At 53.5% G+C, this 12,994-nt stretch carries 12 protein-coding genes; 11 read left to right on the top strand and 1 reads right to left on the bottom strand.

The features are described from left to right. The first annotated feature begins 228 nt into the window (after positions 1–228). The 4 genes from F454_RS0105115 (at position 229) to sucD (ending at position 4,204) form a co-directional block, all read left to right on the top strand. Positions 229–1,359 carry a DNA-directed RNA polymerase subunit alpha gene (locus F454_RS0105115; protein ID WP_018969557.1) on the top strand — a complete coding sequence of 377 codons (1,131 nt, stop codon included), beginning with the start codon at positions 229–231 and terminating at the stop codon, positions 1,357–1,359. 5 nt (positions 1,360–1,364) lie between these two features. Next, a complete protein-coding gene (rplQ, locus tag F454_RS0105110) occupies positions 1,365–1,757 on the top strand; it encodes a 50S ribosomal protein L17 (RefSeq protein WP_018969556.1) in 393 nt (130 codons plus the stop codon). 334 nt (positions 1,758–2,091) lie between these two features. Then, the gene (gene sucC, locus F454_RS0105105) at positions 2,092–3,276 is read left to right on the top strand and encodes an ADP-forming succinate--CoA ligase subunit beta (RefSeq protein ID WP_018969555.1); all 1,185 of its coding nucleotides are present in this window, start codon (positions 2,092–2,094) and stop codon (positions 3,274–3,276) included. Between the two features lie 34 nt (positions 3,277–3,310). Next, the gene (gene sucD, locus F454_RS0105100; RefSeq protein ID WP_018969554.1) at positions 3,311–4,204 is read left to right on the top strand and encodes a succinate--CoA ligase subunit alpha; all 894 of its coding nucleotides are present in this window, start codon (positions 3,311–3,313) and stop codon (positions 4,202–4,204) included. A 73-nt stretch (positions 4,205–4,277) separates the two neighbouring features. Here sucD and F454_RS0105095 read toward each other — a convergent pair whose 3' ends face one another. After that, positions 4,278–7,388, bottom strand: a complete 3,111-nt coding sequence (locus F454_RS0105095; RefSeq protein ID WP_018969553.1) for a fused MFS/spermidine synthase — start codon at positions 7,386–7,388, stop codon at positions 4,278–4,280. A gap of 141 nt (positions 7,389–7,529) precedes the next feature. On the opposite strand from F454_RS0105095, the gene F454_RS0105090 reads away from it, so the two are divergent. The 7 genes from F454_RS0105090 to F454_RS0105060 all read left to right on the top strand — a co-directional run bounded on the left by F454_RS0105090 (position 7,530) and on the right by F454_RS0105060 (position 12,946). Beyond that, the gene (locus F454_RS0105090) at positions 7,530–8,168 is read left to right on the top strand and encodes a MarC family protein (protein ID WP_018969552.1); all 639 of its coding nucleotides are present in this window, start codon (positions 7,530–7,532) and stop codon (positions 8,166–8,168) included. A gap of 120 nt (positions 8,169–8,288) precedes the next feature. Then, the gene (locus F454_RS0105085; RefSeq protein WP_018969551.1) at positions 8,289–8,567 is read left to right on the top strand and encodes a BrnT family toxin; all 279 of its coding nucleotides are present in this window, start codon (positions 8,289–8,291) and stop codon (positions 8,565–8,567) included. Between the two features lie 9 nt (positions 8,568–8,576). Beyond that, positions 8,577–8,879 carry a CopG family antitoxin gene (locus F454_RS0105080; RefSeq protein ID WP_018969550.1) on the top strand — a complete coding sequence of 101 codons (303 nt, stop codon included), beginning with the start codon at positions 8,577–8,579 and terminating at the stop codon, positions 8,877–8,879. 9 nt (positions 8,880–8,888) lie between these two features. Then, positions 8,889–9,299, top strand: coding sequence for a VanZ family protein (locus tag F454_RS14230; RefSeq protein WP_018969549.1), 411 nt, complete (start codon positions 8,889–8,891; stop codon positions 9,297–9,299). 65 nt (positions 9,300–9,364) lie between these two features. Beyond that, positions 9,365–10,564 carry an enoyl-ACP reductase FabV gene (gene fabV, locus F454_RS0105070; protein WP_018969548.1) on the top strand — a complete coding sequence of 400 codons (1,200 nt, stop codon included), beginning with the start codon at positions 9,365–9,367 and terminating at the stop codon, positions 10,562–10,564. A gap of 288 nt (positions 10,565–10,852) precedes the next feature. Beyond that, positions 10,853–12,040, top strand: a complete 1,188-nt coding sequence (gene eboE, locus F454_RS0105065; RefSeq protein WP_018969547.1) for a metabolite traffic protein EboE — start codon at positions 10,853–10,855, stop codon at positions 12,038–12,040. 6 nt (positions 12,041–12,046) lie between these two features. Then, complete coding sequence (locus tag F454_RS0105060; RefSeq protein ID WP_018969546.1) at positions 12,047–12,946, top strand: UbiA family prenyltransferase; 900 nt, start codon at positions 12,047–12,049, stop codon at positions 12,944–12,946. Positions 12,947–12,994: the final 48 nt, after the last annotated feature.

Here is a 12,994-nt window from a genome sequence, read left to right as displayed (position 1 = left end):
GCTCTTAAACAAATACTTTACCAATTTGCAACCCTACAGCATCGTGCCGCGCATCAATCGTGGAAAAAATTAGAGATATCCGAGAAAAAACTATTGCTATTTCGAGGAATCTCCCCTTAATTCCGCGTCCCGCGAGTCCGTCCAACCGTTGTAGGTCCTCTATGGCCTATCTCATCGAGATAAGGTCAACCACTCGCTAGAGGGTAACCCAACGCACTACTAGACATTATGTCAGAAGAAACGACAAATACTGAAGAACAAACAGCCGAAGAGAAGAAAGCAATCCTTCTCGACCGCTTCGAATTGCCAAACCGCGTCATCAAAGACGAGGACACTGAAACTGATACCTACGCACAATTCACCGCCGAGCCATTCGAGCGTGGATTTGGCCACACTATCGGCAACTCACTCCGCCGCGTTCTCCTTTCCTCATTGGAAGGCGCTGCAATCACATCTGTACGTATCGCAGGTGTGCAACACGAATTCTCTAGCCTCGCTGGCGTTGTAGAAGATGTCACTGACATCATCCTCAACCTCAAGAAGGTGAAGTTCAAGCACCACGCTAAGGAACCACGCATCCTCAAGCTCCAAGTCGAAAAAGAAGGCGTTGTCACTGCAGGCGACATCCAAGACGACAACATCTACGAAGTTGTTAACAAGGACCAAATCATCTGCACACTCGACCGCAAGACCAAGTTCGACTGTGAATTTGAAATCAAGGTTGGCCGTGGCTTCAATACTGGTGACGAAAACAAGCGCCCAGACATGCCAATCGGCGTGATCGCGATCGACTCCATCTTCTCACCAGTGACTCGCGTGAAGTACTCCGTGGGCCAAACTCGTGTGGGTCAGATGACTGACTTCGACAAGCTTGTGCTCGACGTTTGGACTGACGGCCGTGTGGACCCACCTGAAGCACTGCTTCAGGCATCCGCTATCCTTCGCCACCACCTCGACGCATTCGTCAACTACGACGACGATGCCGTAGAGTTCGAATCTGCACAACCAGAGCAGAGCGAAGAAAACGCAGCCCTCAAGAAACTACTCAACATGAGCGTCAACGAGATCGAACTCTCAGTACGCGCTGCAAACTGCCTCAACAACGCGAACATCACGTCTGTTGGTCAGCTTGCCATGAAGACTGAAGCAGAGATGCTCAAGTACCGTAACTTCGGTAAGAAATCTCTCAATGAAATTAAGGACAAACTTGTCGAGCTTGGTCTCGGCCTTGGAATGTCCTTCGACCCTTCACTCCTCACTGGCCAGACACTCTCCGTGCCTGCACCACGCCTAGGAGCTGAAGAAGAAGCACCGGTGGGTCTCGCTGACCTCATCGCGCAGAACCTTAACGACGAATAACCAAGATGAGAAAAAGACGCAAGACAGTCAAACTCCAGCGTGACGCAGCACACCGCCGCTCACTCCTATCCAACCTTACATGCAGCCTTATCGAGCACGGTAAGATCCGCACCACACTCGCCAAAGCCAAAGCTCTCCGCCCAGTTGCAGAGAAAATGGTGACTCTTGGTAAGCGTGGCGATCTTCACGCACGCCGCCAGGCAGTTGCATTCCTTCAGCAGAAGGACGCAGTGAAGGCACTCTTCGAAGAAATCGCACCAGCTGCTGCAGACCGCCAAGGTGGTTACTGCCGCATCATCAAGCTTGGTGCTCGCCAGAGCGACTCCGCTCCTATGGCTCTCATCGAATGGGTAGACGCACCAGCTGAAGTCGAAGAAGTTGAAGTGGTTGAGGCATAAGCCACACACACACCAACAACACACCATTTAAAGCAAACGCACCTGATCAATCAGGTGCGTTTTTTTGTACACTAAACCAAGAAGAATCACCCACAAGCACCGCCACGCAACACCCAAAGCATCCTTACCACCTCTCAAACCCCCTCCTTCATATTGGGGAGATCTCGCTCATTGGCCCATTTTCTCCCCCATCACACATGAATGAGATTGATCCATGTGATGAGCCAGCAGTGACTTAAATATCAATAATTGGCCGCATAATCACTAATTCAACTTGACCGTTGGTTAGGTGAAATCTAGCGTGTCGCCATGCGTCACGAAGGCGTTTTAAGTCATGAATATTCACGAATATCAAGCTAAAGAACTGTTTGAAAAGTTCGGCGTACCAAGCCCTAACGGCAAGGTAGCTAGCACAGCAGAAGAAGCGGTAGCTGCAGCCGAAGCCATCGGCGGCAACGATCTTGTAATTAAAGCACAGGTTCACGCTGGTGGACGCGGTAAAGGCACATTCAAAAACGGCTTCAAGGGCGGAGTTCACTTCCCTAAAGACGCAGCTGAAGCAGGTGAGCTTGCTGGCAAGATGATTGGCCAGACGCTCGTCACCCACCAAACCGGTGAAGCGGGCCGCCTTGTCAACAAGGTCATGATCGCTGAATCAGCAACAATCGAGCGCGAACTCTACCTCGCGATCCTTCTCGACCGTGAAACATCACGCCCAGTCATCGTAGCCTCCACAGAAGGCGGCATGGACATCGAAGAAGTCGCTGAAAGCACACCAGAAAAGATCGTTCGTCAGTTCATTCACCCACTCGCTGGCCTCCAGCCATACGAAGTACGCAAACTCGCTGCAGCACTCGAGCTCTCCGGCGACCAAGCAAAGCAATTTGCTAAGCTCATCAAGAATCTCTTCAAGCTCTTCATCTCCTGTGACTGCGACATGGTGGAAATCAACCCACTCGTAGTGACTCAGGAAGGTAACGTGCTCGCACTCGACGCCAAGTTCGGCTTCGACGACAACGCGCTTTACCGTCACCCAGACATCGTGGCAATGCGCGACACCACAGAAGAAGATCCACGCGAAGTGGAAGCTTCTGAGTTCGATCTCAACTACATCGGTCTCGACGGCAACATCGCGTGTCTCGTGAATGGTGCAGGTCTCGCCATGGCGACCATGGACATCATCAAGCACTTCGGTGGTGACCCAGCAAACTTCCTCGACGTAGGGGGTGGCGCAACCAAAGAGCAGGTTTCTGCTGCATTCAAAATCATCCTTTCTGACCCGAAGGTCGAAGGCATCCTTGTGAACATCTTCGGTGGCATCATGCAATGTGACATCATCGCAGAAGGTATCCTCGCTGCTGCTGCTGAGCTTGAGCTCAAGATCCCACTCGTGGTTCGCCTCGAAGGCACCAACGTGGCACTCGGTAAGAAACTCATCGAAGAGTCCGACCTCGCCGTCATCGGCGCAGACAACCTCAACGATGCAGCACAAAAGATCGTCGCAGCAGTCCAAGGCTAATCCACTCAAACTTTAACACTTAAAACATAAAATTATGTCCATTCTAGTAGACGAAAACACCAAGGTACTCGTTCAGGGTATCACAGGTGGCTTCGGTGGTAAGCACGCACAGCTTTCTATCGACTACGGCACTCAGATCGTAGCTGGTGTGACTCCTGGTAAAGGCGGTCAGACCTTCGGCGACAAGACTCCAATTTACGACACAGTAGCAGACGCTGCCAAGCAGTCCGGCGCTACCGTTTCCGCGATCTTCGTACCACCACCATTCGCAGCTGACGCAATCCTCGAAGCCGTTGACGCCGAGCTCGACCTCGTCGTCGCAATCACTGAGGGAATCCCAGTGGCTGACATGATGCGCGTGAAAGCAGCCATGGCTGGCTCCAAGACTCGCCTCATCGGCCCGAACTGCCCAGGCATCGTGACTCCTGGTACTGGCGAAAACTCACACGGCGGTTGCCGTATCGGTATCGCTCCTGGCTACATCCACAAGCGTGGCAACGTGGGCGTTGTGTCCCGTTCTGGCACGCTCACCTACGAAGCAGTGTACCAGCTCACTGAGCTCGGTTACGGCCAGTCCACCTGTGTGGGCATCGGTGGTGACCCAATCAACGGCACCTCACACCTCGACGTTCTCAAGATGTTCAATGAAGATCCTGAAACTGAAGCGATCATCATGATCGGTGAGATCGGCGGCAACGCAGAAGCTGAAGCAGCACGTTGGGCTAAGGAGAACTGCTCCAAGCCAATCGCCGGCTTCATCGCTGGTGCTACAGCGCCTCCAGGACGCCGCATGGGCCACGCTGGTGCGATCGTTGGTGGTGCTGACGACACAGCAGAAGCCAAGAAGAAGATCCTTGCTGAGTGCGGCATCGCCGTCTCTGAGACACCTTCCGAAATGGGCCGCACGCTCGTTGACATGCTCAAGTAATCAGTACTTGATCCACAGTATTTCCAAAGGCGCTCTACAAGTTAGAGCGCCTTTTTTGTGCCCACGCGGGAAGCTAAAGTTGGTTGAAGAAGGCGAGATCTTCCTCTGCGCGCGCGAGGTTGGGATGTTTCATCTTTTGATAGACGTGGACACGCAGCTTCAGCAGCTCTTCTTCCGTCACTGGGAAGTGAGGTTCGAGGTCTAGTACACTGGCGAGTGTTTCAGCATCGCCGATGCGACGTGCCACCCCAAGCTTGACCAAGCGCTTGGTCTTCTCAAATAGATAACAGGCGGACTCCGAATCCAGAGCTTGGTAGATCGCAGCTGCATGGTCTTGGTACTTCCACTCTCCACGATGCAGCCGGATCTTCAGCGCCGTGAGCTGACGATTGATCAACCACTCAGTCCCCCACGGGTAGGTCTGCATCTTCTCTAGCATGTCACAGATGGCCTGCACCTCTTGCGCCACCTGATGCTGCTGGCGATAGTATTCCGCCATCAAGCAATGGTAATCCAAGGGGCTTTGCTGGCGGAACAACTCAATCGCCTTGAGCGCCTTTGGACTCTTCTGTCGCAGCAAGCTGTAGGCATACAATCGACGCTCAAACAGGTTCACTGGGATGAAGCCATCCAATTCCACCTGCTTTGGATTCACACGCATCTCATTCAATAGCTCATAGCGTCTTCTCAATGGCTTTACTTGCACCCTCTTGGCCGCAGTGTAGGCAAACATCTTGCGCTGGAGTCGGCGCGATGCCGCTGCCAAGTTCTGTTCATAGAATGCCTGATCAAAGTCACCCTCAAGCTCCGGCAGCACAATACCTGTCTTAAAGCCATTGTAGAGCATGAGCTCGATTGGCTTCTCATGCTTGCTCATCCCCGCCATGCGCCCGAGCCTGAATTCCAAGAGATTGCGATCGTCCGTATTGATCTCTTTAGCCTTAGCCGCGACGGCTTTACTGAATATCCGATTGCCCACAGCGTAACTCATCACGCCCTCTAACGATGAAGTCTCCCAAGCAATATCCAAGCCCATTCGGTATGGATATTGAGCCAATTTCTCCCGAATGGCAGGGGCTTTCCAACCAGCCTCATCCTTGGTGCATAGAAACAACAAATCAGTTCCCTGCGATTGATAGACCTCCACCTTTGGGAAAACCGAACTCAAGGTCTTGATGATCAAAGCCACCTCAGAAGAACTGATTTCATATGCCTGAAGCCACTGGCAAAACACGCCCTTGCGCGATAAGTTCCTCATCACCGAGCGGTAGTACTCACGGGTGTAGAGGCTCGCCACCCCCGCTCGGTGAGGGTTCGATGGTTCAGAAATAATCAAATCGTACGGCGAGGTTCGATCCACCATCAGAAATTCACGTGCATCACCCAAGTGGATCTTCACCTTAGGATTATCCCAAAACGCAAAATTCACCGCTTCGAATTGCTTGCTAGCCTCGACCACAGCCGGCTCCAACTCCAGGACATCAATGTCTTGGACACTCTCAATCTGGCTCAACCACCCGATAGTGGTGCCGGTGCCAATGCCGATAACACAGGCATTGCGTGCATCACCATCATACAACAAAGGCGGCAGCAGGCCCACCATCGTCATCGTACCCAAATCCCCCATGGCAGAGCCATCACTCTTGCCATTACTCAAAATCGATAAGTCATCAGATGCCGCCAGCGCGGTGCTCAGCTCGCGCCCGTCACGATGGTAAATGATCTTGCGCTCCACACTCCGGATCATCCCCTCAAGAACCACAGGGCTCTGAAATGGCCCCACGGTGGTGCGCCCAAAACCAATCGGATTACTATGCCAATACGGGCTCAAAGGTTTGAGATTACTCGCCACCAACACCGTCAAAGCAATCACCAAAACGGCAGACCACGCCGACGAGTGACGACGCCACCCGCGCAACAATGCCACCACCGCGATAACAAGGCAGAGGTATCCCATCCATTGCCAGGTCTGACTCACCCCCCATTTAGGAATCACCACAAAGCCCCCCAGTAATGCGCCCACCACCGCCCCAGCCGTATTGAATCCATACACCTTGCCAACTTGCTCAGCCACACGAGCATCACCTCGCCCGACCAAAGACAAAAATAAGCCAAACTGGATGCCTGCAAACAACGAAGGCAGAAAGGTAAAGCCACCAGCAATCACCCCCCAAACCCACAACTTCGACAGCAATGGGTACCCCAAGTAACCTTGCTGAAGCACCAAACAAAAATACGCGTACTTCTCATTCCACAACAATGGCAACAACAGACACAAAGCCATCATCGAGGACACCATCGCCAGGAGTCCGTAACTTGGCTTGATGAATCGCAACAACACCGAGTACAGCACGCCACCAAGACTCATCCCCAGCAACACCAGGATCAAAATCAAGCCAAAGTTGTACACCGAGCCACCCAAGAGCGGAATCGAAATACGAAACCAAACAAGCTCAGCCACAAAGAATACCAAGCCACTCACCAATGCCATGCCATAGATCATCCGATCCGCCTCTCCCCCTACTGGCTCCACCACCTCCTCGTCTACTGGCACACGCAACACCTCCTCCAGCGCTAGCATCCGGTATGCAAGTGCGGCCAATCCCAAATTTAGTACAGCCACCACCATCAGCGTCAGCGTATTGCCGAAGCGCTCTAAAAAGAAAAAGTTGGCACTCGCAGCCCCAATCACAGCACCTGCAATGTTGAGCCCATAGAGCAAGGCTGTGGCATGACGAGAGACATCCGCCCCCTCCTGCACCATGCGAACCGCAGCAGGTAAGGTCCCCCCCATAAAAAAACACGGTATGCCAATCACCAATAGCGTGAGCACAACCTGAAGAGCCGTCGCCACTGGCAACCCAAGCTCAAGCACCCCACCCGTGGCGTAATACACCTTGCTCGTCAGAAAAAACAGCAATGGGCTCAATAGAACACTCAAGCCAATCAACGCCTCGATCACCACATACGACCTCCCCACGCGCTTCCAAACATCAAGCTTCTTGCCCAACACCCAACTCCCCAAACCAAGAGCCCCCATGAACACCGCAAGCACCGCAGATGCCGCCGGCGTCGACGCCCCAAAAAGCATACGAAACTCACGCAGCCAAACCACTTGGTACGCGAGGGAACAAAATCCTGATACAAACAAACACAGAATCACAATCCCTAGCTTTCGATTCATGACCTAACACAACACTCCGGACGACTGCTTAGCAAGACGATAAGTCACCTAGCAACACCGAACACCCCCCAACAAGGCTCGGCGTAAATCTCCATTAGATGTTTACTCGGAGCCTGTCACTAAGTACATAATGATCGCATCATGCACGATATGATTGCTCACACCCTCAATGTCTTTCTTGGCTTCTTTGCCATCATGAATCCCGTCGCCAACACCGCGGTATTCATCGGCCTCACCTCAGATGACAGTAGCTACACAAAAAAACTTATTGCATTGAAGGCTCTACTAGTTGCCTTCTGTATCGTCTCCGCCTTCGCCTTGCTGGGCAATGTCATCTTCCACATGTTTGGCATCACCCTACCCGCACTCCGCATCACCGGCGGGGTGCTCGTCTTCCTCATCGGCTACAACATGCTCAATGGTGAACGCTCGAAAATGCACAAACCCCGTGGCCAAGACCAAAGCGCAGACGACGAAGTCGCCATCTCACCACTCGCAGTGCCCATTCTCGCTGGCCCAGGCACCATCGCCACCGCTATCAATTTTTCCTCAGCTGGAGGCTGGAGCGAAACCTTGATCACCATTGCGATGTTTGGCCTCCTTTGCGGCATCACCTATGGCTTCTTCAGAGGTGGCGAAAGAATCGTCTCAACACTCGGCAAAGGCGGACTGAATATCGTCACCCGCCTGATGGGCTTGATCCTCGCCGTGATTGGCGTGCAAATGCTGATCGAAGGTGTCGCAGGCGCTGTGGCGCATTGGCAAGACTATGCTGGCTAGCAGACTCGCTCTAGCAGCACTGCGATCTTAAACGTTGCGCTGTCGTAGGATTGTTGCCATCTTGGTGCCAGATCAGTCAGATACCTCAGTCTGCAACACTCTCGAATCTCTCACACCGACATGGAACTCGACCTGATAGACACCCCTGTAGACTTACAAATCTTCTCTCCTCGTGAAATCGAAGAGGTCTTTGAAGACCCGTTTACCGTGCGCCTCATCCCCGACAATGAACGCTCCGATGGCGAGTCCCGCTTCTACATGTTAGGCAGAACCGTTGGTGATCGCTTCCTCTTCATTTCCTTCTCTACCGACGGCAAAAAGATGCGCATCTACGCAGTGCGTGATATGTCTGATCAAGAGCAACGTTTCTACGACCGCCGCTACGCCTCATACAAATAACACGTCACCATGAAAGTCATCACCCATTGGTCGGATATCCCGGACTTTGAATCCGATGCCGACGAAGCAGCCTTCTGGAACGAGCACGAACTCGACAGCAAACTCATGCACGTCTCGGTACACGAGATTGATTCTAAAGAGTCCACCACCATCACGCTACGCTTTGACCCACGCATGCTCTCACGCATCAAGCGTATGGCGCGCTCACGCTACCTCAATTACCAGTCGATGATGAAACAATGGCTCTCCGAACGCCTCGAGGAAGAAGCACGCCTCTCGACGATCGAACAAGATCTAAAAGATCCGGAATAAGCCGTCGTGATGCTCAAGTTGTGCACCAAGCTAATGGCGAAGCCCGCCCTCTGGTTGATCGCTTGGATCATCTGGTTTGCCACCCTCTGGATACTATCTAGTGCCCCAGACATGGACCAACTGCCCCCGATCCCCATGCGTGACAAGATCCTTCACTTTGGCTATTTTTTTTTGGGGGCAGGCCTCCTCTACGTCGTACTCCACCACCTGATGCAGCGACGCACCACCGCGCTCAAGGTCGCACTCTGTACCGCCATCGGCATTGCCACTGGAGTCATCGATGAATTCCACCAAAGCTTTGTACCGGGGCGCTGCGGCAATGACCTCGGCGACATCACAGCCGACACGCTGGGCAGCCTGATTGGAGCCCTCATCATGGCGAAGATCGTGAATCGCCTCCTTCCCTCAGTGCCCGCTTGACCGATCCCCCATCAAGCCCTAATTTCCTTCAAGCAAAACCACCCACACGTTTTCAATATCACATTATGATCGTTAAACCAAAAATTCGCGGATTCATCTGTACCACCGCACACCCAGATGGATGTGCTGCTCACGTCCAGGAACAAATTGACTATGTTAAGTCCAAGCCAAAACTCGAGAATGGCCCTAAGAACGTGCTCGTCATTGGTTCCTCCACTGGCTACGGCCTCGCTTCTCGCATCGTCCCAGCCTTCCAGTCCGGAGCCAACACCCTAGGCCTTTTCTTCGAAAAACCGGGTAGTGAGAAACGCCCAGGATCTGCAGGTTGGTACAACTCTGCCGCCTTCGAAAAAGCCGCAAATGCCGAGGGGCTCTTCGCCAAATCACTCAATGGTGACGCGTTCTCCAACGAGCTTAAGGAACAAGCGATCGACATCATTAAGAACGAAATGGATGGCAAGATCGACCTCGTCGTCTACTCGCTTGCTTCACCGCGACGCACCGACCCAAATACCGGAGAAGTTTACAAATCCGTCCTCAAAACCACTGGAGGTGAGTACACCAACAAAACTCTCAATACCGACAAGGGCGAGATCGATGAAGTCACCATCGGCGCAGCCACATCTGAAGAAATCGACCACACCATCAAGGTGATGGGCGGCGAAGATTGGGAATTCTGGATGGACGCGCTCATCGAAGCTGACGTGCTCGACTCCGGCGTCAAAACAGTCGCCTATTCCTACATCGGCCCAGAACTCACTTGGCCAATCTACACCGATGGCACCATCGGACAGGCAAAGAAAGACCTCGAGTCATCCTGCGCCAAGATTGACGCCAGCCTCAAAGAGAAATTCAATGGCGAAGCATTCGTTTCCGTCAACAAAGCACTCGTGACTCAGGCATCATCTGCCATCCCGGTCGTGCCACTCTACATTTCTATCCTCTACAAAGAAATGAAAGCCAAGGGCACTCACGAAGGCTGTATCGAACAAATCGAACGCCTCTTCTCCGACAGACTCTACTCAGGCGATCCTAAACTCGACGAAGCCGGCCGTATCCGCATCGACGATTGGGAAATGCGCGAAGAAATCCAATCTGCCGTTGCCGGCATCTGGACTTCAGTATCCAACGAGAACTTCGGCGACGTGGCCGACTTCGATGGCTACCAAAGCGAGTTCCTCAAGCTCTTCGGCTTTGGCCTCGACGGTGTTGATTACGAATCTGAGACCGACACCACCACAGCGGTGCCATCGCTCGCAGAATAAGGAGTAGTGGGTAGAGAGCAGCTCAGGGCTCACCCTCTACTTGAAAAATTCCTCAATCCTAGTTTCCAATGATCGGACACAGCCCGATTGGAGCCCTAGGTTTCGCAAACACACTAAGAGCTTAAAAACCTCTTCTACGTATTCGCCAAAGGCGATACACATACCACCTAGGGTTAAGGCGAAGCCGCAACCCTAGGTTTCGCAAACACACTTCTCAGCGCCTCGCCCGGATCTCAGGCGAGGCGCTTTTTGGATAAAGATTCTCACCAACACCCACGTAGACTCACCATGGAACTCGCCAACAACATCCACCTTTCCTACTGCACCAACATCCACCCAGCAGAAACCTGGGAGGAAACCTTCGCAGCCCTGCGCGACCACGCACTCACGGTGCGTGACCAACTGAGCAAGGAAACTGGTGAGTCCCCAGCCTTTGCCTTGGGCATGCGCCTCTCTGCCGTGGCAGCTACAGAATTGCTCGCTGGGGATCAACTTGAACAATTCCAATCCTGGCTCGTGCGTGAGAATGCCTACGTCTACACCATCAATGGCTTCCCCTTCGGAGCCTTCCACGGCACACGCGTCAAAGAAAAAGTCTACCAACCCGACTGGACCACTGCCGAACGCCTCAACTACACGCTGAATCTCTTCAAGATTATTGCCGAACTTGCCCCAATTCAGGCCGGTGGTTCCGTCTCCACCCTCCCTGGCTCGTTCAAAGAATTCCAAGCCGATGAAGATCTGATCTTCCAAAACCTCTACGCCTGCGCTGAGCACATCGCCGTGCTCGCGAAACAACACGCCAAAGACCTGCACCTCGGGCTCGAGCCTGAGCCGCTTGGCCACTTTGAAAACACCGAAGAATCCCTCGCGTTTTTCCAACGCTTCAATAGTTGGGCAGAGCAACACGGCAAGGACCAGACACTCATCCAACAACACATCGGCATCAACTACGACACCTGCCACTTCGCCCTCGAATACGACGATTGCTTCACCGCGCTCAATGCCTTCGCGGAGGCAAAGATTCGCATCTCCAAAATCCATCTTTCCAATGCTCTCTCGATCGATCTATCAAACGATGACGCCCTGGCATCGATCCGAAGCTTCGATGAACCCACCTACCTCCACCAAGTGCTCACAAAAGCACCCAATGGAAAGATCCAACGCCACCGCGATATCCCAGAGTTCTTTGCCTACCTCGATCGCCAAGCAGCCAATTTCGAGCTACTCGGAGAAGCACGCGTGCACTTCCATATCCCACTCTACGCGGATCCAGATGCACCACTGGGCTCCACCCGTGACCACGCCGAAGCTGCACTCGCCTACATCAGCCAGCATCCACAAACCTGCCCACATCTGGAAATGGAGACCTACACCTGGGGCGTACTCCCCGCAGCCATGCAGCTCCCGATCCACCAGCAGCTCACCCAAGAGTACCTCTGGACACTCAAAACACTCGAATCAAAGAACGCCTAAGCCTCCATGCAATTAAGCAAACCCTCCGCGCTCCTCGCCACCGGCCGCGTGTCCAACCTCCCCACCGTCTGGTCGAACCTCATCGTCGGCTTCCTCATCGCCGGTGGTCTCCATGCTGAGCATGCGATCTTACTCTTTGTGGCCTGCCTCAGCGCATCACTACTCTACGTCGGTGGATGCTTCTTAGGCGACGCGATCGATGTCGAGTTCGACATGACCCACAAGCCCACCCGCCCAATTCCATCGGGCATCCTCATGCGTTCGAGCATCTTCACCAGTGCCTATGCGATGCTAAGCGCCGGAACCGTCATCCCACTATGCTATAGCTATCTCAGCAGCGGCACAGTGGGGGCGGCGCTGCTCGGTACCTTGGTCCCCCTCAGCGGCAGTATCATCGCCTACTCGATCTGGCACAAAAAATCACCGTGGCTCGGCCTTCCTCTCATTGCCGCCTGCCGCATCTTTCTCATACTCACCGGCTACGCCATGGTTCAGCCCGATGGCCTCAATGGCAGCATCATCGGCATCGCAGTCGCAGTGGGCGCCTACACCGTTAGTTTCGCCAGTGTCGCTCGCACAGAATCATCACCCAGTCCCTTCACCTGGCGCAAATCACTCATCACATTGATGCTGGCTCTGCCCCTCCTATGCTTCTTGGTACTTCGGGTAGACCTCAGCGCAGCGCGGCTCGAAGCAAGCATCGCCCTCAGCCTCTATATGGTTTGGATGCTCAGCGCCTTCCACTTTCTCAAGTTTCATAAAGGCAAGTTTGTCGCCATGTCGTTGGCGGGCTTTTGCCTGCTGGACACCACCGTGGTGGCGTCCCATTCTGTAGGAGCCGCTGTCGCCACCACCCTACTCTTTGGTCTCGCCCTCCTGCTGCAGCGCTGGGCTCCCGCCACATAAAAAATGCGGCCAGCTCACCGAGCTGACCGCATCCTAAAACAATCAATC

Source organism: Rubritalea marina DSM 17716 (assembly GCF_000378105.1).
GTDB lineage: Bacteria > Verrucomicrobiota > Verrucomicrobiia > Verrucomicrobiales > Akkermansiaceae > Rubritalea > Rubritalea marina.
This window is presented reverse-complemented; position numbering and strand designations above follow the sequence as displayed.

Coding starts and splice junctions, on each gene's coding strand:
- F454_RS0105115 (WP_018969557.1), top strand. CDS start 229: ATGTCAGAAGAAACGACAAATACTGAAGAACAAACAGCCGAAGAGAAG.
- rplQ (WP_018969556.1), top strand. CDS start 1,365: ATGAGAAAAAGACGCAAGACAGTCAAACTCCAGCGTGACGCAGCACAC.
- sucC (WP_018969555.1), top strand. CDS start 2,092: ATGAATATTCACGAATATCAAGCTAAAGAACTGTTTGAAAAGTTCGGC.
- sucD (WP_018969554.1), top strand. CDS start 3,311: ATGTCCATTCTAGTAGACGAAAACACCAAGGTACTCGTTCAGGGTATC.
- F454_RS0105095 (WP_018969553.1), bottom strand. CDS start 7,388: ATGAATCGAAAGCTAGGGATTGTGATTCTGTGTTTGTTTGTATCAGGA.
- F454_RS0105090 (WP_018969552.1), top strand. CDS start 7,530: ATGCACGATATGATTGCTCACACCCTCAATGTCTTTCTTGGCTTCTTT.
- F454_RS0105085 (WP_018969551.1), top strand. CDS start 8,289: ATGGAACTCGACCTGATAGACACCCCTGTAGACTTACAAATCTTCTCT.
- F454_RS0105080 (WP_018969550.1), top strand. CDS start 8,577: ATGAAAGTCATCACCCATTGGTCGGATATCCCGGACTTTGAATCCGAT.
- F454_RS14230 (WP_018969549.1), top strand. CDS start 8,889: ATGCTCAAGTTGTGCACCAAGCTAATGGCGAAGCCCGCCCTCTGGTTG.
- fabV (WP_018969548.1), top strand. CDS start 9,365: ATGATCGTTAAACCAAAAATTCGCGGATTCATCTGTACCACCGCACAC.
- eboE (WP_018969547.1), top strand. CDS start 10,853: ATGGAACTCGCCAACAACATCCACCTTTCCTACTGCACCAACATCCAC.
- F454_RS0105060 (WP_018969546.1), top strand. CDS start 12,047: ATGCAATTAAGCAAACCCTCCGCGCTCCTCGCCACCGGCCGCGTGTCC.